The 24727-nt window shown below is 44.0% G+C and carries 22 protein-coding genes and 2 pseudogenes; 11 read left to right on the forward strand and 13 right to left on the reverse strand.

Features of this window, described 5'->3' with window-relative positions; genetic code table 11:
- Positions 1-28: 28 nt before the first annotated feature.
- The 3 genes and pseudogenes from apaG (at position 29) to EXU30_RS05810 (ending at position 3360) form a co-directional block, all read left to right on the forward strand.
- Positions 29-406: a Co2+/Mg2+ efflux protein ApaG gene (apaG, locus tag EXU30_RS05800; RefSeq protein ID WP_130598239.1), complete on the forward strand. Its 378-nt coding sequence runs from the start codon at positions 29-31 to the stop codon at positions 404-406.
- 3 nt (positions 407-409) lie between these two features.
- A pseudogene (locus tag EXU30_RS05805) lies at positions 410-1227 on the forward strand (symmetrical bis(5'-nucleosyl)-tetraphosphatase).
- A 111-nt stretch (positions 1228-1338) separates the two neighbouring features.
- A complete protein-coding gene (locus EXU30_RS05810; RefSeq protein WP_130598240.1) occupies positions 1339-3360 on the forward strand; it encodes a methyl-accepting chemotaxis protein in 2022 nt (673 codons plus the stop codon).
- 256 nt (positions 3361-3616) lie between these two features.
- On the opposite strand, the gene EXU30_RS05815 is transcribed toward EXU30_RS05810, so the two are convergent.
- From EXU30_RS05815 to rplU, 7 genes are all read right to left on the reverse strand, one after another.
- Complete coding sequence (locus EXU30_RS05815) at positions 3617-4003, reverse strand: DUF3718 domain-containing protein (protein ID WP_130598241.1); 387 nt, start codon at positions 4001-4003, stop codon at positions 3617-3619.
- An 83-nt stretch (positions 4004-4086) separates the two neighbouring features.
- Positions 4087-4569, reverse strand: coding sequence for a type 3 dihydrofolate reductase (gene folA, locus EXU30_RS05820; RefSeq protein ID WP_130598242.1), 483 nt, complete (start codon positions 4567-4569; stop codon positions 4087-4089).
- 27 nt (positions 4570-4596) lie between these two features.
- Positions 4597-5049, reverse strand: coding sequence for a threonine/serine exporter family protein (locus tag EXU30_RS05825; RefSeq protein WP_130603281.1), 453 nt, complete (start codon positions 5047-5049; stop codon positions 4597-4599).
- A gap of 17 nt (positions 5050-5066) precedes the next feature.
- Positions 5067-5825, reverse strand: a complete 759-nt coding sequence (locus EXU30_RS05830) for a threonine/serine exporter family protein (RefSeq protein WP_130598243.1) — start codon at positions 5823-5825, stop codon at positions 5067-5069.
- A 17-nt stretch (positions 5826-5842) separates the two neighbouring features.
- On the reverse strand, positions 5843-7009 hold the full coding sequence (gene cgtA / locus EXU30_RS05835) for an Obg family GTPase CgtA (protein WP_130598244.1): 1167 nt from the start codon (positions 7007-7009) through the stop codon (positions 5843-5845).
- Positions 7010-7208: 199 nt separating this feature from the next.
- Positions 7209-7463: a 50S ribosomal protein L27 gene (gene rpmA / locus EXU30_RS05840; protein ID WP_130598245.1), complete on the reverse strand. Its 255-nt coding sequence runs from the start codon at positions 7461-7463 to the stop codon at positions 7209-7211.
- Positions 7464-7481: 18 nt separating this feature from the next.
- On the reverse strand, positions 7482-7793 hold the full coding sequence (rplU, locus tag EXU30_RS05845) for a 50S ribosomal protein L21 (RefSeq protein ID WP_130598246.1): 312 nt from the start codon (positions 7791-7793) through the stop codon (positions 7482-7484).
- A gap of 471 nt (positions 7794-8264) precedes the next feature.
- Here rplU and ispB point away from each other — a divergent pair, with 471 nt between their 5' ends.
- Entirely contained in the window at positions 8265-9236 is a 972-nt protein-coding gene (gene ispB / locus EXU30_RS05850; protein WP_130598247.1) for an octaprenyl diphosphate synthase, read from the forward strand.
- 172 nt (positions 9237-9408) lie between these two features.
- Here ispB and ung read toward each other — a convergent pair whose 3' ends face one another.
- Positions 9409-10017, reverse strand: coding sequence for a uracil-DNA glycosylase (gene ung / locus EXU30_RS05855; protein WP_242620394.1), 609 nt, complete (start codon positions 10015-10017; stop codon positions 9409-9411).
- Positions 10018-10209: 192 nt separating this feature from the next.
- Between ung and EXU30_RS05860 the strand changes: the two genes are divergently transcribed.
- A complete protein-coding gene (locus EXU30_RS05860; protein ID WP_165398976.1) occupies positions 10210-10752 on the forward strand; it encodes a prepilin-type N-terminal cleavage/methylation domain-containing protein in 543 nt (180 codons plus the stop codon).
- 70 nt (positions 10753-10822) lie between these two features.
- A complete protein-coding gene (locus EXU30_RS05865; protein ID WP_130598250.1) occupies positions 10823-11104 on the forward strand; it encodes a DUF3144 domain-containing protein in 282 nt (93 codons plus the stop codon).
- Between the two features lie 198 nt (positions 11105-11302).
- Here EXU30_RS05865 and EXU30_RS05870 read toward each other — a convergent pair whose 3' ends face one another.
- Complete coding sequence (locus EXU30_RS05870) at positions 11303-11923, reverse strand: LysE family translocator (RefSeq protein WP_130598251.1); 621 nt, start codon at positions 11921-11923, stop codon at positions 11303-11305.
- Positions 11924-12253: 330 nt separating this feature from the next.
- Here EXU30_RS05870 and EXU30_RS05875 point away from each other — a divergent pair, with 330 nt between their 5' ends.
- On the forward strand, positions 12254-12784 hold the full coding sequence (locus EXU30_RS05875) for a thioredoxin family protein (protein WP_130598252.1): 531 nt from the start codon (positions 12254-12256) through the stop codon (positions 12782-12784).
- 59 nt (positions 12785-12843) lie between these two features.
- Here EXU30_RS05875 and EXU30_RS05880 read toward each other — a convergent pair.
- Positions 12844-15449, reverse strand: a pseudogene (locus EXU30_RS05880) (TonB-dependent receptor plug domain-containing protein).
- Between the two features lie 488 nt (positions 15450-15937).
- On the opposite strand from EXU30_RS05880, the gene EXU30_RS05885 reads away from it, so the two are divergent.
- Entirely contained in the window at positions 15938-17536 is a 1599-nt protein-coding gene (locus EXU30_RS05885) for an AMP-binding protein (RefSeq protein WP_130598253.1), read from the forward strand.
- Positions 17537-17658: 122 nt separating this feature from the next.
- Here the strand turns inward: EXU30_RS05885 and EXU30_RS05890 are convergent, their stop codons facing one another.
- Together EXU30_RS05890 and EXU30_RS05895 are read right to left on the reverse strand one after the other, a co-directional pair.
- Positions 17659-19386: an ABC transporter transmembrane domain-containing protein gene (locus EXU30_RS05890; protein WP_130598255.1), complete on the reverse strand. Its 1728-nt coding sequence runs from the start codon at positions 19384-19386 to the stop codon at positions 17659-17661.
- 209 nt (positions 19387-19595) lie between these two features.
- Positions 19596-20006, reverse strand: a complete 411-nt coding sequence (locus EXU30_RS05895) for a hypothetical protein (protein ID WP_130598257.1) — start codon at positions 20004-20006, stop codon at positions 19596-19598.
- 168 nt (positions 20007-20174) lie between these two features.
- Between EXU30_RS05895 and EXU30_RS05900 the strand changes: the two genes are divergently transcribed.
- Positions 20175-21371 carry a methyltransferase gene (locus tag EXU30_RS05900; protein ID WP_130598259.1) on the forward strand — a complete coding sequence of 399 codons (1197 nt, stop codon included), beginning with the start codon at positions 20175-20177 and terminating at the stop codon, positions 21369-21371.
- 409 nt (positions 21372-21780) lie between these two features.
- On the opposite strand, the gene EXU30_RS05905 is transcribed toward EXU30_RS05900, so the two are convergent.
- The gene (locus EXU30_RS05905; protein WP_130598261.1) at positions 21781-22521 is read right to left on the reverse strand and encodes a FadR/GntR family transcriptional regulator; all 741 of its coding nucleotides are present in this window, start codon (positions 22519-22521) and stop codon (positions 21781-21783) included.
- 322 nt (positions 22522-22843) lie between these two features.
- On the opposite strand from EXU30_RS05905, the gene EXU30_RS05910 reads away from it, so the two are divergent.
- Both EXU30_RS05910 and EXU30_RS05915 read left to right on the forward strand, forming a co-directional pair.
- Complete coding sequence (locus tag EXU30_RS05910) at positions 22844-23257, forward strand: hypothetical protein (RefSeq protein WP_130598263.1); 414 nt, start codon at positions 22844-22846, stop codon at positions 23255-23257.
- Positions 23258-23422: 165 nt separating this feature from the next.
- Positions 23423-24691 carry an MFS transporter gene (locus EXU30_RS05915; RefSeq protein ID WP_130598265.1) on the forward strand — a complete coding sequence of 423 codons (1269 nt, stop codon included), beginning with the start codon at positions 23423-23425 and terminating at the stop codon, positions 24689-24691.
- Positions 24692-24727: the final 36 nt, after the last annotated feature.

Genomic DNA, 24727 nt, shown 5'->3' on the forward strand with positions numbered 1-24727 from the left:
TGACTTAAACACGTCCGAAACGGAACTTTTGGACGTGAATTCACAAATAAAAATCAAAGTTGAAACTGAATTTATCGAACAGCAATCAGATATTGCTGACGATAAGTTTGTATTTACTTACACCATTACCATTATCAACTTAGGTCAGCGCTCCGTTACCTTGAAAGACCGTCACTGGATCATCACCAATGCTGACGGTAAAGAGTCTGAGGTAAAAGGGACTGGTGTTGTTGGAGAAACACCGACAATTAAACCTGATACAGCCTATCAATACACTAGCGGCACCGTGTTAGAAACCCCTGTAGGCTTTATGCAGGGCAGCTATGGCATGGTCGATGAAAGCGGCCACAAATTCAAAGCGCAAATCCCAATGTTTCGGTTAGCCCAACCTGGGCTGATTCAATAACCTATGGCGCACTATTTTGTCGGTGATATTCAGGGGTGTTTTGACGAACTACAGCTGCTACTAGCAAAAGTAGACTTTAACCCATCAAAAGATGAGCTTTGGTGCGTCGGCGATCTTGTTGCCCGCGGTCAAGGCTCTCTCGCCACACTACGCTATTTAAAACAGTTAGACAGCGCAGCAAAAATCGTCCTGGGTAACCACGACCTTCATTTGCTTGCACTGCATGGCAAAATAAAAAAGCCCAATCCAAAGGATAATCTCACGGAGTTACTGGGCGCAGCGGATATTCAGGTATTAGTTGACTGGTTACGTGAGCAGCCTTTGATGCGCCAGCTCCCTCAGCACAAAATAGTCATGACCCATGCAGGCGTGCCACCGCACTGGGACTTAGCCAGACTTGAAATTGAGGCAGAGCTTGTCAGCCAAGCGCTGCAGCAGCCAGACTATCTCGATGCATTGATTGCTAATATGTATACCGATGAGGCTGAAAACTGGTTACCACAAGCCCAAGGGCTCACACGACTTCGCTATTGTATCAACGCGCTTACACGAATGAGATACCTACATTTAGATGGTCGACTCGACTTTGCGTGCAAAGACTCCCCTCGAAAGTAGATAAGACTAAACTCCGACCATGGTTTGAGTTCCCCAGAAAAATTGACAACGATGTCACTCTGATATTTGGTCATTGGGCAGCGCTTATGGGTAAGGTTGAACAACCTAATCTACAAGCGTTAGACACAGGATGCTGCTGGGGTAACAATTTGACACTTTGGCACGTTGAAAATAATGAAAAAATTACCCAAAAAAGGTTAAGATAGCGTTAAACTAAAGTTGTTAATTGCCGATAGCTAATAATAGAATTTGTCTACTTTTGACTGAGTACACGCAGTTAGGCCGATTCAAACTAAAAATAATAGTCGGAGTACCCTATGAAAATTAATGTAGCGAAAAGAGTGATTGGCGGCTTTGCCATTGTCACTTTGTTGTTATTTGTATTTGGTGTGGTCACCTCAATGAGTAATAGCCGCATCAAAGATGGCGCTATCACACTGCAGCAAATTAGTCTGCCTGCGCTAGAAGCAACTAGCTTACTAAACGAAAACCTCAGTCAGCAAAAAATTCAAGGCTTAGAGGGCTATCACAGTCAATCATCTAGTCAAATCCCACCAGTGCAATCGAATCAAAAGCAGCTTGATGATCGCTTCAAGTCCGAGCTAAACAGCTTATCGTCACTGCTGCGTGATAACCAAAGCTTATCCGGTCGCATCAATCAACTTGAGTCGAGCTACAACACCTTCCACAACATGGTTGTAGACATGCTCAATGAAAAAGAGCAAGCACTAAGCAAACAAGAATTACTCGTGAAAAAGCGTGAAGAGCTTGAAGAGGCAGCGGACGACGCTTCGTCTATTCTGCTCGACTTTATTGATCTTGAAATGAGTGAAGACACCACGGAGCAAAGTATTGCCGCTTCAGCCAGTGTGGTAGACAACACCTTTATTAATCTCATCACTACCGTATATGACCTTGTTGCAGCGACAGATGAAAGCAAATACAAGTTAATTGCTCAAGAACTTGAGTATATGGTAAATGAGGCAAGGACTAAGCTTGAGCACATAAACCGCCAAGGCGAGGGATTACTTGACCAAGATCTCCTTGATGACTTACAAACTGAAACTAGTAAAGTATTCAGCTTGCTCAATGGTAATCAATCAGTCATCGCAATTAAAAAGCAGCAGCTTGCAAATGCCAAGCGTGCACAAAGTCTGTTGACTCAAAATGCCAAGCATTCTGATGACATTAGCCAAATAATGACTGCGCTCGCAAAAGATATCGATGCCTATGCAGCAGAAATTAGCGCCAACGCTATTGAAACTATCGACTCGGCAGCATTTAAAACCTGGGCAGTGGTACTTATTGCCATCGGAGTTGCGATAGCAGTGAGCATTATGGTGGTTAAACCACTAACACGCTCATTAGATAAGATTAACCAGGCATTAAATGTATTGGCGTCCGGTGATTTGACCCACAAGCTGGATGACAGCGGGCACGATGAATTTGCAGAGCTATCTAAAAACTGTAACCGCTTAGTCGACAGCTTAAGTAGCTTAATTGTCGGTATTCTTGATCGCTCTAATCAGCTTGCAGCGGCAGCCGAAGAAACATCAGCTATCACGGCACAAACTACAACTGGTATTCAAGAGCAGAAGAGTCAAGTTGACCAGGTAGCCACAGCGACTACCCAGCTTAGCTCAAGCGCCCAACAAGTTTCAGCTAGCGCCGATGAAGCACTTGCACAGATTAAGCAAGCTGACGAAGAAACCAATCATATGCATCAGCTAGCTGAAGAGAACAAGAGAACAATCCTTGCTCTCGCTGACGAAGTGACCAAAGCGGGTAAAGTGATTAATAAACTCCACGCTGACAGTGCTTCAATTGGCTCCATTTTGGATGTGATCCGCGGTATTGCAGAGCAAACCAACCTACTTGCCCTTAACGCTGCAATTGAGGCTGCTCGCGCCGGTGAGCAAGGTCGTGGTTTTGCAGTAGTAGCTGATGAAGTACGTAGTCTCGCTTCCCGTACTCAGGACTCTACTCAAGAGATTCAGCAAATGATTGAAGTCTTACAGCAAGGCGCACAAGAAGCAGTATCAGTCATGGAACTTGGACGCTCACAAGCCAATAGCTGTGTAGAGAAAACCGAGCAAGCCAACTTGGCATTAGAAACCATTTCTAACTCAGTACATAGCGCCTTTGATTCAGGAACCCACATTGCCCAAGCTGCTCAAGAGCAAAACCTTGTGAGTCAGCAGGTGTCAGAGAAGCTTGAACACATTGCAGCGATTTCTGAAGAAACCTCTATTGGTGCGGATCAAACTGCAGAGTCTAGCCAACAAGTCGCTGAGCTTGCAGAGGAGCTTCAAAGCTCTGTAGGTGAGTTTAAGGTTTAATGTAAACTCATCCATTTCCAAAGTAAAAAAGGGCCTTAACGGCCCTTTTTTGTTGCCCTAAACGTTATTGTAATGTGTTTCACATGCTAGAAATTAAGATAGCCTAAATCTAAAAATAAGTACCGTTTACAGCTTCTCTGTAATTAATATCTGGAGCTAGAGTAAGAGCTAGAGTAAGAACTAGAGCGCTTCAACAAAGTTAAATTTCAGGCATAAAAAATGCCGGATAAACCGGCATTTTTAGTTTAATGACAAGTTAGCCACCCACTTTTTCTTTAATAGCTGCAGTAATAGAATGGCCACCATGACCATTTGCATCTGCCCATTGAAGAATCGTGCTACCATCTGCTTCCGCAGCGTTTAGCTCTTTCGAAGATAGACGCTTCGCAATAAACTCACCAACTGATGAAGCATTTGCATTGTAGGCAGTACGAAGAAGGCTGCTGCCATCACAAGAAACACCCGAATAGATGTTGCGTAATTTAACGCGACTCTCTTTCAGTTTTTTACGAAGACGATTTTTGTCATCTGATTGTACGTAGTTACAGATATTCGCCACTAATTGGTCAGTATTTGCGACAACAGGGGCTGACACAGAAGATGCAACAATCGCGGCTGCAACAGCCACAGGTAATAAACGCATCTGACACTCCTTTATCTTATTATTTGTATCACTACACGTCCGCTTTGGGGCCGTATGTTAATCAGGGTCAAACGCTGTATAATTTAACACTTTTTTATGAAAGTGTTAAACGTATATTGCAATCCTTTGTCGCTTGTTGCAGTTTCTGAGTTTTCATTTTGCCAACTACCATCATCCCAATCAGGGAAATAGGTATCTCCTTCAACTTCAAGGTTAATTTGCGTCAGATACAACACCTCTGCACGTGGTAATAACTCAGCATATAACTGACCGCCACCAATAATGACCACTTCATCTACATCTTGAGTTAGAGCAAAAGCTTCATCTACTGAGCTCACCACTGTGATACCTTCAGCTTGATAATCTTGCTGTCGAGTAATGACAATATTGTGTCGTCCCGGTAATGGCCTTCCAATAGACTCGAAGGTCTTACGCCCCATGACCACAGGTTTAGACATGGTCATCGCTTTAAAGTGGCGTAAATCTTCCGGCAGGTGCCATGGCATCTGATTGTCTTTGCCAATCACACGGTTATTTGCCATAGCGGCGATCATCGCGATGCGCATCATCTCTCCTTGTTCATTGTTATATTTTTAGATCACAGGTTTATTACGATAAAACAGTAGGTTAGGTATTGCTAACCCCACAGCTAACGCACCTAGAATAAATACAGTTTTAAGACCATTAAGCACCACTTGAGCGGTAAGCTCTGGACTAATTTCATTGGCTGCAGTCAACTGAATCAATGCAATTACAGTGTTAAATGCATAGGTGCCAGGCACCATAGGAATAATCGCGGCAACAGCGTACATTAACGGCGGGGCTAAGTGCATTTTAGCAAATCGAATAGTTACAAACCCAACTAGCGCGGCTGCAGCAAAGGTCGCCCACTCAATCGGCATATCAAAATGCATCAGCAAGGTACGCATACTATGCCCTATTGCACCGGCTAACGCGCAATAAGGCAAAAATCGCTTAGGCACATTAAATACCATCGCAAAACCCACTGCAGGAATAGCCGAAAAAAAGGCGTCATGTAGCAACATAAAGATCAGCGAGTCGGTCAAAAGATCCCTCCTAGCTGCATTGCGATTGTAATTCCGATCACTGAGGCAAGCGTTAACAAAGTTGCGTTACCCCAGCGTGAAATACCAACATTCATGTGGCCTTTCACCATATCAGAGATAGCATTAATCAGCGGAAACCCTGGCACCAATAACAATACACTCGCTGCCATAGCGATTTGTGGTGTGTCCGTGATCGGAAATAAGTAACCAAGTTGAGCTATCACATTGATACAAAAAGCCGTAATCGCAAAATTGACCAGCAAATTATAATGTCGCTTAGCAAAGAACAACCTTACACTCATGCCGATCGCAGATGCAAAAAAGGTCAAAACGCATGCCATAAGATCGCCGCCAAACAGGTGGCAGAAACTCGCGCACGACAGACCTATCATAGGCACAACGGCTTTAGCTGGATAACTGCGAGGTTCAATTTTAGATAACCGGCGGCGCACTTCATTGGCTGTATACAAGCCTTTTTCGGCCAACAGACAAATACGCTGTAACTCGCATACCACCATCATATTAATGCCGTGGGCGCGAATGCGTCGGGTGGTAGTAATACAACGCCCGTGAACCAATGAGGTTAACACGAGCGAATTAGAGGAAATGGACAGCTCAACACTGGCAAGTCCGAGGGCTTTACCTAGGCGCTGACTGATCTCTTCAACAAGCTCAGATTCAGCACCGTAGGCTAATAGCAGCTGCGCACATTGCACAACTAAACGCGTAATATCATTCTGACTTTCGGCGTACACGTTACTTCCAAATTAAATTAACGCTGATAAATCACTTCAACATCATAGTCATCATCGTCAAAGTCGTCGTCCCAGTCATCGTCGAAGTCTTCATTAACCACTTCTTCTTGACCTTGGTGGTAGTTGTCCCACTTAAACTCAACGTCTTCTTCGCCAGCTTGCTGCTCAGCTTCTTCAGGTAGACTTTCGATAAAGTCTAACATCTTAATCGCCAGCTCTTGGGTACCTTCACGGTTATAGGCAGACATAGTGTATACATCGCCATCCCACTCAAGCTCAGACACAATATGATCGATCTTTTCTTTCAGCTCTTCTTCAAGCATCAGATCGGTCTTATTGAATACTAACCAACGAGGCTTAGCAGCAAGTTTTGGTGAGTACTTCTCAAGCTCGCCGACAATAGCACGAGCTGATTCAACCGGATCGCTACCGTCAACAGGCTCGATATCAATAATGTGCAATAACACGCGGCAACGCTCTAGGTGTTTAAGAAAGCGAATACCAAGGCCGGCACCATCTGCAGCGCCTTCAATTAGACCTGGGATATCGGCAATCACGAAGCTCTGCCCTGGGCGCGGGCTAACCACACCAAGGTTAGGTACAAGCGTAGTAAACGGGTAGTCAGCCACTTTTGGGGTTGCACGCGATACCGAGCGAATAAAGGTAGACTTACCCGCATTTGGCATGCCTAAGAGACCAACATCTGCCAGCAGTAACAGTTCTAATTTGATCTCACGAACTTCACCTGGTGTGCCTAGCGTCTTTTGGCGAGGCGCACGGTTAGTACTACTCTTAAAGCGCGTATTACCCAAGCCGTGATAACCACCCTTAGCGACCATCAGCTTTTGCCCATGGGCGGTAAGATCGCCTAGGCTTTCTTCAGTTTCAATATCAACAGCGCGAGTACCCACAGGCACTTGCAGAATCAAATCTTTACCCGCTGCGCCGGTACAGTCACGGCCACGGCCATTAGTACCGCGCTCTGCAGCATGGAAGCGAGTAAAGCGATAATCGATAAGTGTATTTAGGTTTTCATTTGCTTGCAGGTAAACACTACCACCGTCACCACCGTCGCCGCCATCTGGGCCACCATCTGGTACATATTTTTCACGACGGAAGCTGACGCAGCCACTGCCACCATCACCTGCTTCAACTTTGATCTTTGCTTCATCAACAAACTTCATACTGACTCCTGACGCAACCTAATCTGTCATTATAACCCTAAACACTAGGATTTTGCAGAGCAGCACAGAAGTAAAATCATCCACGAAGCGCTAACTGCAACCAACCGAAAATATTACGTTAACCGGTTATTAATACCGTTAATAAACACAAAAACCCCACCATAAAGGTGGGGCTTTTTAAAACTTGCTTAGTAAAAAATTAAGCTTCGATGCTAACGAACTTACGGTTGTTAGGACCTTTAACTTCAAATTTTACTTTACCGTCTGATAGAGCGAATAGAGTGTGGTCACGACCAACACCTACATTGTCACCAGCGTGGAATTTAGTACCACGTTGACGAACGATGATGTTACCAGCAAGAACTGATTCACCACCAAAACGCTTTACACCAAGACGTTTGCTTTCTGAATCGCGGCCGTTACGAGTAGAACCGCCAGCTTTTTTATGTGCCATGAGTTAGACTCCTAATAATTAAGCGCTGATCGCAGTGATTTTAACTTCAGTGAACCACTGACGGTGGCCCATTTTCTTTTCGTGATGCTTACGACGGTTGAACTTTTGAATAGTTACTTTTTCACCGCGACCGTGGCTAACCACTTCAGCAACAACTTTACCACCTTCAACTAGTGGAGCACCAACGTGAACATTTTCACCGTCAGCTACTAGTAGAACTTGATCGAACTCGATAGTTTCGCCAGTGGCAACTTCAATTTTTTCTAAACGTACTGTGTGACCTTCAGCAACACGGTGTTGCTTACCGCCACTTTGAAAAACAGCGTACATAGCTATTTTACTCCAAATGACTAACACGCTAATCCATCAATTGAGGACTTAGGTGCTAAAAAACTTTTAATGACAATGGGCGCGGATTCTACGCGAACATTTTACGTCTGGCAAGCGTTAAATGGCTTTCAATCAAAAAAGATCTGAATACAACACAGTTTGCCGTATCAAGGCTGTGTTAGGGGTAAAAATTAGGTAAGATCTAACAAAATTAGCGACAGTTAATATCATCAAGACATTAGCGTCACACTCTGTCAATAAAAGCCTGTTAAACTTGTGTTCGTTTTTCGCTAGCAAAGTTAATTATAAACTGGCCAAAAAAACTGCGTTTACACTTATTAACGGCGATGATAACAGACTATCAGCCACTGAGGCTTTTATTGACTGTGATGTTTATCTAATATGATAACCAGTTAACAGAATAATAAACTTTTAGTGCGTGCTCCGTCACCACCATAACCAGAGACTATCATGGACTTAAACGCCATTCGTCAACTTGCTGATACTGATATGCAATCAGTGAATCAGCTAATTTATAAACAGCTAGAGTCAGATGTAGCCTTAATCAACCAGTTAGGTTTCTACATTATTAATGCAGGTGGTAAGCGACTGCGCCCGCTTTTATCTGTATTAGCAGCGAGATCGATCGACTATAAAGGCGATCGCCATGTCAAACTGGCTGCGATCATCGAGTTTATTCATACCGCGTCATTACTCCATGATGACGTCGTTGACGAGTCAACCCTGCGCCGCGGACGTGAAACCGCCAATGCTATGTTTGGTAATGGCGCCAGTGTATTAGTTGGTGACTTCCTATATACCCGCTCATTTCAAATGATGACTGAGTTGGACAGCATGCAAGTTTTAAATGTATTGGCTGATGCGACCAATGTGCTTGCAGAAGGTGAAGTGTTGCAGTTAATGAACTGTAATGACCCAAACACCACTGAAGAAAGCTACATGCGGGTGATTTACTGCAAAACAGCAAGACTGTTTGAGGCTGCAACATTGCTTGCTGGCGTGCTTAATGACTCAAGCGAAGACGTGCAGCGTGCGCTTGGTGACTATGGTAAATACTTGGGTACTGCATTCCAACTAACTGACGACCTACTTGACTATACGGCTGATAGCGAAGAGCTAGGTAAGAATATTGGTGATGACCTAGCAGAAGGTAAACCTACCTTGCCTCTTATCTACGCTATGAAACACGGTAGCGCAGAAGCATCAGCCTTAATCAAACAAGCGATCGAAAAAGGCGACGGCACTCATGCGATCGATGAGATTTTGGCGGCGCTGCATGACTCTGGTGCACTTAAATACACAGAGCAGAAAGCTGAGCAAGAAGCACAAAAGGCCATTGATGCGCTGAACATTATTCCTGATAGTGAATACAAAGAAGCATTAGTGTCTTTAGCTAAGTTAGCGGTAAGACGCAATAACTAGTGTTATATCGCCTAACAAGCCCTCTTAGCTGAAAAAGCAAAATGGTTCTTAGCAAAAACGCCTCAATTGAGGCGTTTTTCGTTTTCTAAATCAGTCTTCTATATTCTCTACGAACTTTTGCTCTAAGCGGGCACCATAACTTTCTAGTGAAATAAGCGCGCTAATATTAGCGTTATTGATTAATCGCATTCCAATCGATGGGCTCAACATCGGCTTGTTGTAATAACTGATTGGCTTTGGAGAAATGCTGACAGCCAAAAAAGCCACGATATGCAGATAAAGGCGATGGATGTGGACCACTAAGGACATGATGATGCTTGGCGGTGATCAGCTTACCTTTTTTGATCGCATGACTGCCCCACAATAAAAATACGATAGGCCTGTCTTGTTCATTAAGCAGCTCAAGCGCCTTATCGGTAAATTGCTCCCAGCCAAGTTTAGCATGGGAGTGGGCTTGTCCTTGCTCTACCGTTAACACTGTATTAAGCAGTAAAATGCCTTGATCTGCCCATTTGATTAACTCTCCGTGTGCCGGCGTTATAAACCCTTCAATGTCCTGCACTAACTCTTTATAAATGTTAACTAGCGATGGCGGAGTTTTAACGCCTTGTTTTACTGAGAAGCTTAATCCATGAGCTTGCCCCGGACCATGGTATGGGTCTTGCCCAAGGATCACCAACTTCACCTGATTAAGCGGCGTTAGCTCAAATGCACTAAACACCTCAGAGTGCGGTGGAAACACGCTGATACCTTGCGCTCTGCGGCTATCAATATGCTGCATTAACGTTTGAAAATATGCTTGCGACTCTTGCTGTTTAATAAAATCTTGCCAACTATGCACCCAATATCTCCAATAACTCGTCTTTACCTATGTTCAGCAAATACTTATCTGCCAAAAGCTCAGGTATTCTAACAGTACTTTGCTATAGTCATATGTAATAATAACTATAATGATTTAACAAAAGGTATTGTTGTGACCTCGAGTAACCGCCATCTAAACCAAGGTTTCACCCTGATAGAGCTAGTGGTTGTCATCATTATTTTAGGCATCATTGCTGTCATTGCCCTGCCTAGATTTATTGATGTTCAACAAGACGCCCATGTAGCCAATGTAAAAGCAACCGGTGGCGCATTTGCTGGCGGTATCAACTTAGCTCACTTAAAGTGGGCTGCACTCGGTTACAGCGGCCCAGCAGATAATTTGGTTATTTTTGAAAGCGCTGGTAACGACGGGTTATTGGATATGAACCTATGGGGTTACCCTGCGCAAAACTACTTTCCATTTGAGTCATCACCAAGGCTTAATAACTTTCGCGACTGTATTTCGGTTTGGACTACTGTGCTTCAAGATGCTCCCTCAGTATCCAGTAGCAGTGACCCCGAAGTCTCCGCTTATCAGGCAACATATATTGCTAGTGATCAATGCCGCTATTTCTACAATCAGCTCAATACCCTGTCGATTTATTACAACTCTCAGAATGGTCAAGTGATCACAGATTCTGACCCCAGTAGCTAAATTCACTGTTATCTGAGCGTAAAGTAGGTACACTCATTGCTAATTTATGTAATCACGATGAGTAAGAGTCATGTCAGAAGAGAAACAAGAGTTAACTATTTACCAAATTGCTGATCAGTTTATCGCACTAGCAAATCAACTAAGCCAACAAGAAAACGATATTGGTAAAGTGGGCACAGGCATGCGCTATGCAGCGTCTCGTTTCAACGCGTTTGAAGCTGCCATAAAATCTTCAGATCTAAAAGCAGAAAAAGACAACGCACTTGAGTGGTTCGCGAAAGAATATAAAGACATGTTAGAAGAAAATCTAAACGACCACATCGCTTACCCACCAGGTACGCCGCGCGATTAATTGCTTAAAACAAGCAAACATATCGATTTAGCTAAGATGGTATATGATTCTTAGCCGCCATTAAAAAAGCCATCAATTGATGGCTTTTTTGTGCTGTTTACTTGACAGCTCACTATAAGCATAGACGACTGAAACTAGCGGTTGGCGCTCATATCATTGCCTACCATCAGCCCAAAGCATTCGCCCTTGAAGTTAGACCTACAATAATCCTGCGATCACCCGAATTGCTAGCAAAATCAACACAATACCTGAAAGCTTATCAATAAGTGCAGATTTCGCTTGTAGCTTAGGCAAGATAGCGCCGTGAGATAAAATCAGTGCAATTAAGGTATACCATAAGCCATCGACCACTAAAGGCGTAAGCACAATAATGGTTTTGCCAGATAATGAATCAGCTACAGCCACAAACTGCGAAAACAAAGCCAAAAAGAACAACAGGATTTTCGGATTAAATAAAGAAATAGCTATGCCATCTCGTGCTGCTTGCCATAAGCTCGCCCCTTGCGCCTCACCATCAACATTGAGTTGACTAGTGCCATTTGAGCGTAGCGCATTAAACCCAAGCCAGGCTAAATACAAAGCGCCCAATACCGCAATACTGTTAAACAACAAAGGCGAGTTTTTTAAAACCACAGCCAAGCCCAGCAAGGTAATGAGTGCATATACCCCAATACCAATAGAATGTGCCCAGGCGCAAACAACGCCGTGCAAGCGACTTTGCGTCACCGTATATTTAACCACCATAGCTAAACTTGGCCCTGGCGACATAGCTCCTAAGCAGCACACAGCTAATAGGCCAAACCAAACACTCAAACCCATAATCAGTCCCTTCTTTTCAAGGCTGCTAATGAAACCTTAATGTGGCCTAAAAAACAAGTATCGGTTGGGCTTTAGTAGTGTTATGGATAAATAAGTAACCCGAGATTACGCAGGAAAACCGTATAGGACCAAGCTGACATTACAATTAGCCGTTTTCACGTCAACATGTCTCATGAGGTTAAAATCCATTTTAACCAATAAGAACTAACCAGTAACAATTGACCAGTGTCAATCTTTAAATACTTTTGCCGACAGATATACCTTAACGTAACTTTAAGCTTGCCTATGTTAAGCTCTGGGGATATTGGTTAACTCTGCAATAAATTCACCATGACCTACGTTCCAAGTATCCTATTACTGCTGTTATTTGCTGCCATTGCAGCCTTACTGTTTGCCAAAATAAAAGGTAAAGCCATTCCAATGGCCGTTATCTTCGTGCTTGGCTTTTTCGCAGTTTGTATGGCGGGTATCGTGGCGTTTATTAAGAATGGCGAGAATTACGATGCTTACCTTTTTCAACAGTGGCAGCCGCTGCAGCCAGAAAAAATCCAAGGGCTGGTTGAGCAAGGTTACACAGTTGTTGTTGATGTACAGGCAGACTGGTGCTTACCATGTCGAGCTAACAAAGCAAATGTTTGGCACCGTGAGCAAGTGGTAGATACTCTTAATGCCGACAATATAGTATTAATGCGTGGCGATATAACCAATAGCAATCCATTGGTTGAAGGCTACCTTGCCTCAGTTGGCGGCCATGGCACACCTTACAACCGTGTATATGGGCCACAGCAACCGCAAGGAATTGAACTGCCTGCAACATTGGCAATTACAGACTTGTTATGGGCGCTTTCGAAGGTTAATTAGGCCTGTTGCTGTAAAACTATAAAGGCTGCCAAGGCAGCCTTTATACGTATCACACTAAGTTAAAAACGATAATTTAACTTACCGTAGTAATAACCACCGTTAAATCCAAAGGGTGAAGTTTCATAATATTGTCCGCCCCAGTTATTATTCGGAATACCTGTAGCATCAGCAAAGTCTAATTTTTCTGCTTGCTGATCAAAAATATTTTGAGCACCTAAAGAGATAGTAAACGCATCGTTAACATAATAACTCAACTCCATATCGACGGTCACCGCAGCACTAGCGGTTTTGACCGTGGCGTCATAGTCTACATGCACACCTTGATATTCTCCGAAGTAGTTGGCCCTAGTGAACAATCCAAAGTCTTGCCAAGTTTGAAGCCAAGTAAATGTTGCTCGATGCTTAGGTAAGTCTTTTTCGAGCCTAGCTACCTTAAAGTCACCGGTAATCGCTGAAAACCTATCAACTTCAGTCTCATTCCAGTTATAGGCTAACGCAAATGATGCATCGCCTTTTAGCAATGAGGCGCTATAGTTGGCGACAAGGTCAACCCCTGTTGTCGTAGTATCAAAATCATTAGTGAAAAAACTAACCTGTGCTAGGCCGTCAACGTTTGGTACTCCAGCATCCTTAAGCACCTGTTTATCACTATCGGATAAAGAGATTTTCTCAGACTGTGAAATCCGGTCCTCAACTTTTATCTGGTAATAATCTAAGGTGACAAAAAAATCTTCATAATTATAAACAGCACCCAGTGTGTAACTCATCGACTCTTCAGGACTTAATTCAGTGCCGCCAAGTTGCTGTGCAATAGGGTTGGTTGGAGGAAGCAATGCAGAATCAACCAACACACCGCCAGATAAGTTTGTCTGAACGTTAGCTACATTACTTTGACCTACGGTTGGCGCCCTAAAGCCAGTATTAAAAGAGCCACGTACTGAAAAATCATCTGTCAGATGCCAATTAGCAGCAACTTTGTAGTTGGTTGTGGATCCGAACGAGTCATAGTCTTCGAATCGAATCGCAAATTCTGCTAAGAAAGCATCAGTAAACGGTACACTTGTATCTAAGTACACGGCTTTATTCTTTCTCTTGAACTCGCCTGCAGCGGATGGCTGATACCCAGGAAAACCATTTGAACCAATACCAAAACCTTGCGAAGTCAAAGGACCTACTTTGAAGGAGGCTTCATCACCAGCCAGTATCTCATAGGTTTCATCATGCCACTCTAAACCTGCTGCAAACGCGACCTCTGCGGCTAAGCCTAAATCAACATACTTTACAAAATCGGCATTCATATTCCACTCAGTTTGAATCGCCTTACCTGGACTAAAATCTCTTGGGCTATCCGGACCTAGAGATGCATTCACAGTGTTGTAAATAAAATAACGTGACGAATTGCTACCGTAAGAACCACTAAAGTCGTAGCTAATGCCTTTCAGCCAATCAATTTGAAATTCACCTTTTGTACCCGCTACCAAAGACGTATCAATTATTTCACCACCAAAGTTTGGGGTAAAACCTGCTGGCACCATTTGATTGAAGGCAAAACAGTTTGGGTTGTTCTGTATCCCATCAATGTAATCTTGCTGTGTAGTAACATTTGCTGAAGTGATTGGGATTACTGGGCAGTCAATACCATCACCAATACCTAACCCTTCATTGACCTGGCCTAAAGGGCCGGGGTCAAATCACCGACAAGCAGTGTAGCGCCATCATCGTTGGAGTAAACTCCGCCTCGAGTATGTGGGTTGCGATAATAAAACCCACCTTTTACATCTCGTGACGAGTAGTTACCGAATAAATAGGCTTGAGAATAGTCATCAAGATCTAATCCTAAGTTTGCAAATAATGAAATATCGTCTTTAACTTCAGGCGAACCCCAAATTTGAGCAGGGTTTGCAACATCTAGACCTGCCTCTGCAAAAGCTGCAGCATCCGGGCGCTGAACACTTCGACTAGTCGCATCAGCATTTTTGTACTGAAAGCTCAAATTAACAAAGCCATCCTGAGTAAGTGGCATACCTACATACCCTGACACTTCTGTCGCGGTTCCGTCTCCTTCATAATATTGTCCTGACTTAACCTCAATGGCTCCACCCTCTGCGTCGTCACGTAACACAAAATTCATTACGCCAGCGATCGCATCTGAGCCATATTGAGCAGCAGCACCGTCACGCAATACTTCAACTTGCTTTAAAGCGATTGCAGGAAAAACTGAAATATCAGGCCCATGTGCACCATCATTAATTCCACCACCTAAAAAGGTGATCACCGAAGAACGATGGCGACGTTTACCATTTAATAAGATAAGAGTGCTATCTGCTGATAGTCCACGTAAATTTGCCGGACGAACAAGTGTCGCGGCATCACTAATAGGATTGGTATGAACATTGAGCGATGGCACTGAGCCTTTTAGCATTTCCAACATATCTGAGTTACCAGATTTACGTAACTCATCAGCACCAATAATGTCCACCGGAACCGGTGAGTCGGCGATTGAACGCGGTGCACCACGTGAACCAACCACTGCAATTTTTTCAATATCTTTGTCTACACCTTGCTCCTCGGCACTTACTGCTGGATTCACAATCAGAGATCCAAATAATGCTACGGATACCGCGGTACTTAACTTTTTTAAGCGTAGGTCAACTTTTCTTTTCATCATGGTTTCTCATATATTCTATTAAGTATTGAGAAAAACATCTTGATACTACTGATGTTAATACATCTCTCCCTGAGCTAAATTAACTAGCCCTATCAGTTCTATAACAGCAAACCCTAAATAACCATACGCTTAAAGAATGTGACCACACCAGAAAACACACCCCAATAGATAATAAGAACAAGCAGGGCCATATTGCCGATATGCTCGATTAAGAAAAAGGTGAAAACACCAGAACAGCGGGTGAAACCAATCAAAAGCACCACGAAGCTCTCGTCATACAGTGAGATAAATTAGGTCCTATTAATTCAAACCCACAATTTGATTTTAGCTATGTAACACCAAGCACTAAGCCAACAGTGTAAGGAAAATCTGACCAGTTAAAAAAACGCTGTTATTGATTGACCTGCGCACAAAAACCACACTAATCTAAACAAACGTTTGAATAAAAACGTCACAATAACAAATAACTGATAAGGAAAATCAGTATGGCATTTGATACCGGCTCACCCCTCAATCTTGACCAATACCAATCGGTCGTTGACCTCATCGACCAATCTTGTAAAAAATACGCAAACCACAGAGCTTATGCATGTTTGGGGCATGACACTAGCTATGGGGAAATCGATCAAGCTTCACGCCAGTTCGCAGCTTACCTACAAAACGACACTCGCCTACAAAAAGGCGATCGCGTGGCGATTCAGCTGCCAAATATTACCCAATTCGTCATTGCAGCTTATGGCGTGATTCGCGCAGGCATGGTACTGGTAAACACTAATCCACTGTATACAGAGCGCGAGTTGATCCACCAATTCAATGACTCTGGAGCAAAAGTATTAGTGGTGCTTTCTGACCTATTACCAACACTAAACAATGTGGTCGAGCAAACCGGTTTAATTAGCGTCATTGCTACTCATCCACTTGATTTAATTAACCCGCCAGAGCAAAAAGCTGCAGCATTTGAGCACACACCATTTTTAGAGACACTTAATAAGGGTGCAGGGCTACCATACTCGCAAGTTACGCCAAACAAAGATGATATTGCTGCGCTGCAATACACTGGTGGCACCACAGGCTTATCAAAAGGTGCGGTACTCAGCCATGGCAACATTTTGGCGAACTCAGCTCAGGTGAAATCGCGTATAACCAGTACCATGACCGACGGTGAGGATATTTTTGTCGCGCCGCTGCCTATCTATCACATCTATGCGTTTATGTTGAATCTGGTACTTAACTTCGAATCTGGCAGCTGCTCAGTCCTGATCCCAAATCCAAGAGATATTCCGAGCTTAATTAAAACCCTTGCGAGCTATCCATTTACCGGTTTTGCTGGCCTTAACACACTATTTGTTGGCCTTTGCCACCAACCAGAATTTAAAGCGCTCGACTTTAGCCACTTAAAACTGACTATCTCTGGTGGCACCGCACTGACTAGCGCCGCCGCAGAACTTTGGCAAACCACCACAGGCTGTATGATCAGCGAAGGATATGGCCTGTCAGAAACCTCTCCTGTTATCACCTTAAACGCACCAGGTCATCAACGCCTTGGCTCAATCGGCAAACCAGTGCTTGAGACCGAAGTGAAGATCCTAGATATCAACGATGAAGAAGTGGCTGTCGGTGAAGCTGGTGAGCTTGCCGCTCGCGGCCCACAGGTCATGCAAGGTTACTGGCAAAAGGCGGAAGAAACCGCCAAGGTGATGACCGAGGACGGCTTCTTTAAAACTGGCGATATCGCGATTAAATCTGGCGACGGTTTTTACACTATTGTTGACCGCAAGAAAGACATGATTATTGTCTCTGGCTTTAACGTATACCCTAATGAAGTCGAAGATGTACTATCACGCCATCAAGACGTACTAGAGTGTGCGGTTGTGGGTGTTGAAGATGATCATTCAGGTGAAGCGGTAAAGGCCGTAATTGTGCTGACTAATCCAACTAATGATGAAGCGCAAACTCGCGATACGATTAGGCAATACTGTAAAACCGAGTTGACTGGTTACAAGGTACCTAAAATAATCGAGTTTATTGAGCAGTTACCAAAAAGTGCTGTCGGTAAAATCTTGCGCCGCGAGCTTCGCAAATAGGCTGTAGCACTTATCCAACTAGCAGTTGTTCTGAAAGAAAAGCCATCATTTTGATGGCTTTTGCTTATCTACAAACCTGTAACGGCTCGCGACTCGGTGAGGGTTAGTTATTCCAAAGTGAATTAAGCTTCATCCCACTTGCCATCTAACATCTGCAAGCTGGCAAACTCTTGGTAAAGTGGGCTATTTTGCATCAGGCTTTGGTGGGTACCTTCAGCGACGACTTTACCGTGATCCATCACAAAAATGCGATCGGCATTAATAACCGTTGCTAAACGGTGGGCAATAATCAAGGTGGTTTTCCCCTGCATTAGAGTATCGAGCGCTTGCTTTACTTGCTCTTCACTTACAGCATCAAGTGCACTAGTGGCTTCATCAAGCAATAAGATGGGTCTATTAGCTAGAATGGCTCTTGCTATGGCGATTCGCTGCTTTTGCCCGCCTGACAAACGCACGCCGCGCTCACCTAAATAAGTGTCATAGCCTTGATCAAACGCGAGAATAAATTCATCGGCTTTTGCTGCGATACAAGCTTGTTTAACCTCATCAATGCTAGCGTCCGGTCGGCCATAACGGACATTATCAAGCACGCTCATCGCAAATATTACCGACTCTTGCGGTACTAGCGCATACTGCTGGCGCAGCTGCTCAAGCGATAAACTGGCGATATCCACGCCATCAAGTAGCACTTGCCCAGATTTTGGTTGATAAAAGCGCATCAACAATTCAAACAAGGTACTTTTGCCTGCACCACTTGGCCCTACTAACGCCACTCGCTCGCCAGCCTTAATCGATAAGCTAATGTGCTCCAGCGCATGCCTTTCTGTTTCATCGGGGTAAGTGAATACTAACTCGCTAATGGTTAAATCTCGGTTTGACGCATCACTTAACTGCATTGGAGACTCAACGTCAGTAATATCAATTGGCGTTAACATTAACTCTTGTAAGCGCTCAGCTGCGCCAAAAGCGCGTTGAATTTCACTATAAACCTCACTAATGGTCGCCACCGAGCCTGCCACCATCACCGCATAAAACATAAATGCCGAAAGCTCACCGGCGCTAACAGTGCCATCCATCACATCTAGCGCACCAACCCAGGTCACTAATGTAATGGCACCAATACTCAAAAACATCACTGAGGCAATCAGCACTGCGCGATAAAATATGCGTGCTTTGGCGGTGCTCATGACCGCTTCAACGCGATCAAAAAATGCCAGCTTATCCTGCCCCTCATGGGTATAGGCTTGTACTGTATGGATTTCGTGTAAGGTTTCATCTATGTAAGCACCAAGGTCGCCGACTCTGTCCTGACTTTTGCGCGACAAACTGCGCACCTTACGCCCTAATATGCCAACTGGAATTAACACCAAAGGCACGGTGAGTAGTACCAGCAAGGTTAACTTGACGCTGGTGATCAGCATCATCACCATGCCGCCTAATACAGTGACACTAGCGCGCAGCGCCATCGATAAACTTGAGCTCACCACAGACTGCAGCAATGTGGTATCAGCGGTGAAGCGGGAAATCACCTCACCTGTTCTTTGCTGGGCGAAATAGCCAGGCGATAACATCAATAAATGTTGATATACCGTCTTGCGGATATCAGCGCTAACTCGCTCACCCAGCCAGGTGACCAAATAGAACCGACAAAATACCGCGCTAGCACTAATGAAGGTGATTGATAAGATAAAAAAGATGATTTGGTTTAAACGTTCGGTGTTAGTACTTACAAACCCTTCATCGACCATCATCTTTACCCCTTGCCCCAAAGACAGCCAGGCAAGCGAGCCAATAAACAAAAACACGATAGCTGCGACAACGCGAGCACGATAAGGCTTTAAAAATGACATCAGCCATCTGAATATGCTGGGTGAGGAACTCAAATGCTTACTCCTTGCATAAATGGGCACATGGGTTGTGGTTCGCTGTCTTGCATCAAAAAAGCCGATGCTAAACTCTGCACCGGCTCCTTGCCATCAATCACGCTAACTATTTTGGGTTAACAGTCGTTTACTTGCCAATGTTTGGCAGCTAGACAACCCTGAACGGCTCAAAACAACTAACTACTAGGGTAGCGCTTTTCTACGGTTTTGAGTGAGCGCAAGAACAGACCTAAACCGCCCATGCTCAATACCAAAATCACGATTAAATCGAACGCCGACATATGGGTAAAGCGAAACTGAATTGAGCTAATCACCCCAAAAATAAGTCCTGTCAATGAGCCAAAGGTTAGCACCCAACCTAAGATATTTTTGGCGTTATAGAACATAATCCCGACACCAAAAATAAACGGGATCATAATCATCCCGCTCGTCAGGTTATAGCTGCCGACACTATAGAGACTATAACCAAAACCAAAGCTGCTGGTGACCTTAATTGCTTTAAGCAACATATAAAAGCCACCACACATCATTATCAAGCCGATAAAAAACTGCCCTACGCCGCCTGACGTTCCACCAGCACCGTTCATACGTGCCCCTTGTGTTAAAAATCAATAAATTATGATGTTATACCAATCAGTACAAGTATGTGAACAGGCAACACAAACAAGTAGGCAAATTAACCTATGCACTTATCAGTTAGCTCAAGTTCATCAGATCTGCGATAATGCGCGCCACTTAAGTGATAAGGTTTACCTATGAATACGCAATTCGCCTCTTCAGACATTAATCTCACCTTGCAGCGCTACCCAGCTAAGCAGCAATCAAACCTGCAAGCATGGGATGCTGCAGACGAACATATCGTCAAGCAGCTAACCGACAGCCTTGAGCTAGAGAATAGCCCTGAGCTAATTGAAGGGACTGAGCTCAAAAACAGCCCAGAGCTAGACACCCCCAAATTGCCAAACACCCTTATCATTAACGATAGCTTTGGTGCGCTGACTTGCTGCCTAAAATCAATTAACCCCAATTGGCCACTGGTGTTTGAAACCGATGCTAAAACATCACTTTTAGGCGCTCAGCAAAACCTAGCAAACAACCAACTCAACATCGATTCAATTGACTGGCAAACCAGTGAAGATGAGCTCAAACAAAGCATCGAACTTGTGCTAATTAAGTTACCTAAAAACCTGAATTACTTTAACTACCTACTTTGTCGCCTATCACAGGTGCTAAAACCAGGCACTCAAGTGCTTATCGGCGCCAAAGCTAAGTCAATCAATAAAGCGTTACTTGGCAGCATTGCCACGCATTTAGGTGAAGCATCAGCAAGCCTTACCTACAAAAAAACACGCGTCATTACCGCCATTACAGATGGTAAAGCAAGAGCTTTGCCGCCAGCAGCCACATGGCAACAAGATGGCTTTAGCATGACTAATCTAAGTAATGTATTCTCCGCCACCAAACTCGATATTGGCGCGCGGATCATGCTCGACAACCTACCCGATGGTGAATTTGAATCGATAGTCGATTTAGGTTGCGGCAACGGCATTTTAGGGCTGCATGCGAAAAAGCGTTACAGCAAGGCTCACATCCATTTTGTAGATGACTCACATATGGCAACTAGCAGCGCTAAGCTAAATTGGACTAACAATCAATTAGATGAGGGTGATGCAAGCTTTGCTTGGGAAGATTGCTTGTCTAACCTGCCTGACAATATCAAGCCAGATCTCGTGTTATGTAACCCGCCGTTTCATCAGGGCGAAGCCATCACGGATCATATTGCCTGGCAGATGTTCAGTGATTCGGCCAAGGTGTTGCAAAAGGGCGGGATTTTACATGTGGTGGGTAACCGTCATTTAAACTATCACGTTAAGCTAAAACGCATTTTCAAAAACTGTGAAACAGTGGCATCGAACGGCAAGTTCGTTATTTTACAAAGCCGTAAGCTCTAGTAGGACGACCGCAAGAGCGATTGATTATCAGCCATGTACTAAGGGTTAACGAACTTTGATTGCGCAAGACGCCGTTAAATCATCCCTGATGCTCCGCTTTAGCATCCCTGCTAAAGAGGCTTGCTTACTCAAAGCTCATTAATCCCATAAATAAACGCGCGATAAATGTTGATGAACTCACCCTGCAAGCTCTAGCTGCCGAAAGCTTTATTAATCTTAGTTATCTTACAGCCAAACAACCTTGATTAACCAAACACAAAATTGATTGACTAATTCCCCGCCACCTATATTACAACCCATAGATAGCCACCTGCTGCAGTAGGTGGTTTAGGGGCTAACAACAAAAAACGCAGAGTCACCACTCTGCGTTTGTTATTTCACTGTTTTAAACACTCTGGGCAAACAGAGCCTAGCTTCGCAACTTAACAATGTTATCGATGGAGTATAAATCGCGATTGGCGTTGTTTTTACGGCGCACTTCTTCTAGCGCCTGGGCTTCAAGTTTATCAAATAACACATTGATTAAACGATTAAAGTGCTCATGCATCGCATTACGTGCTTGTGACGCATCACGCTTAGATAATGCTTGATAGATTGCAGTATGCTCAGCGAGAGTTTTACGATTGTCGGTACTGCAAACCATATTGTAGTCATCAACAATTGCCGTGCTAGAAGAGCGCAGTGCCCACAGGCTGTCGAATACGTTTATCAATGCGCTGTTGCGGGTCGACTGCGAAATAATTTGGTGGAACATTTGGTCCGCTTCTTCAATGTATTCCTTGTCTTCCATCATCACTAGCGTGTGATGCAACTTGGCAAGCTCTTCATCGGTAATACTGTTAGCAGCTAAAGCGGCAATTTCACCTTCAACTAGCGCTCTAGCTTGCGTAAGTTCAAAGGCATTAATTTTCTGAGTCACATTATCAGTACTATTTTGGTTTACCACGTAAACCCCTGAACCTGTTTTAACTTCAACACGTTCACGCACTTCCAAGGCAATTATCGCTTCACGAATTGTCGGTCGACTCACATCAAACTTTTCAGCAAGTTCACGCTCTGGAGGCAAACGGCTCCCCACAGCATATTCGCCTTGCTCTATTGCTTGTTCAATCTGTTCAACGATGCGCCAAAATAAGCGACGGTTTTTCATACTCAGTCCTTCAACTTACGCTCTAGTCAATCGCTGATAATCATATCGTTAATTAACCGAACAGCAACAGTTATTTAAAGATAATAGCTAACTCTTTCAACCAATTCTAGCAAATTGTCAGACCATATCCAGCATTGGTAAAAACAAAATACACTAAAAGCATTAACAATTGGTATAACAAACTGGTTAACACCGTATCAGTCCCTCCCCTAGTTTCTAATTAAGCACACGCTGTTATTCCAACAGTAAAATTGAAATATGTGTTTACCTTGATAGTTAGAAACAAACTTTAAGAAACTAGCTTTACTCTGGGGAGATTAACGTGAAACTTAATAAAATAAGCCATGCACTAAAGGGGCAGGGCAAATCTTGGCAGCCTAGAACTGCGATATTATTAATCGCCCTCGCCTCCGCCCTGTCATCCAATGCTGTTGCTGACAACACTCAAACAGACATTGAAGTAGCAGCGGTGACTGAGCAAGACGCCAGCTATCTCGACTTTACGGCAAGCTACAAGTTAACTGACTATTTGTCTTTCTCCCTGAAAGCGCTGAACCTGCTAGACGAGCCACAGGTCATGACTCGTGGTAACAGCACAGCCATTGCCGACTACTCACGCTCTGGTCCTAAGTTCTTCTTAGGTGCTAAAGCTAAGTTCCAAGCAATATGTCTGACAAATAATGTTGATAAAGGAACACTCACAGTCTCATGTGTATTCCAACATATTACACTGTGATGTGTTGCCCTTTTTTATAACAAAACTGTTTCAATCTTGTTTCATTAGCGGCAATATGACCTATGTCCTGCATGCATTTATCTACTAGCGCTTAACATTGTGCATTTTGGTTCTGGCTCTAGCGGATAACTACAACCGTTAAATTTGTCATACAAGAGTATAATAATGAAAGTCAAACATTTACGCTGGTTGGTTGTTAGCTTGGTCGCCCTAGCAACTGTGATTAACTATATTGACCGTTCCGCACTTGCCATTATGTGGCCAAGTATTTCAGAAGAATTAGGGCTAGATAAAAGTGACTACGCTAACATCATCAGCGTATTCATGATCGCCTACGCCATCGGTCAATCACTATTTGGTAAAATCTTCGACGCCATCGGCACCCGCCTTGGCTTTATCTTATCCATTTTAGTATGGTCGATTTCTATCGCAGCCCACGCTATCGCATCGACTGCAATGAGCTTTGCTATTGTCCGCGCTATTCTTGGTGTGGGTGAAGCAGGTAACTGGCCTGGCGCCACTAAAGCTAATGCTGAATGGTTCCCGGCTAAAGAACGCGCACTCGCACAAGGCATCTTCAACTCAGGTGCATCAATGGGCTCGATCATCGCACCGCCGCTTATCGCTGCGCTATATGCCTTTATTGGCTGGAAAGCCACTTTCGTGGTGATTGCTATCCTAGGTTTCTTATGGATTATCCCTTGGGTAATCGTTTATAAATCTGCGCCTGATGCTCATCCATGGATCACCGATGAAGAACGTGAGCACATCTTATCTGGTCAAATTGCTGGAACTGACAGCAATAACCAAGATGAGTATGTCCCAACACTAGGGCAACTACTTAAACACAAACAATCTTGGAGTGTTATTGCGGCGCGCTTTTTCGTTGACCCTATCTGGTGGTTGTTTGTTGCTTGGCTACCGCTTTACTTAAATGAAAAGTTCGGCTTTGACGTTAAGCAAATTGGTGCATTTGCCTGGGTACCTTATGTGGGCGCGGCAATTGGTGCCATTTTTGGTGGCTGGTTCAGCGGCAAGTTAATTGAGAAGTATGGCTGCGTCAGCAAAGCTCGCCGACTAACAATTTTAGTAGGTGGTTTAGTCATGCTGCCGGCACTATTGCTCACAACGCAAGCCGCAACACCAGCTATGGCAATGGGACTTATCGCGTTAATTCTGTTTGGCTTCCAAACCGCTATTGGTAACATTCAAACTCTACCAAGTGATTACTTCTCTGGTAAAACTGTCGGCACACTAGCGGGGATCAGTGGTACATCTGCGGTGCTTAGCGTGATTATCACCATTCAGCTAGTACCAGGGCTGACACAAAACGGTGACTATTCAGCTCTGTTTATTCTTGGCGCGATTCTAGTACCTATGTCGCTTATCTCAGTATGGTTAGGCGGTAAGGTTGAAGCGGTAAAACCTAAGTAGATTCGGCTTTAGCTTGCTAACAAAAATAAACACGCC

Origin of the sequence: Shewanella maritima (assembly GCF_004295345.1) — a bacterium.
Classification (GTDB): Bacteria; Pseudomonadota; Gammaproteobacteria; order Enterobacterales; family Shewanellaceae; genus Shewanella; species Shewanella maritima.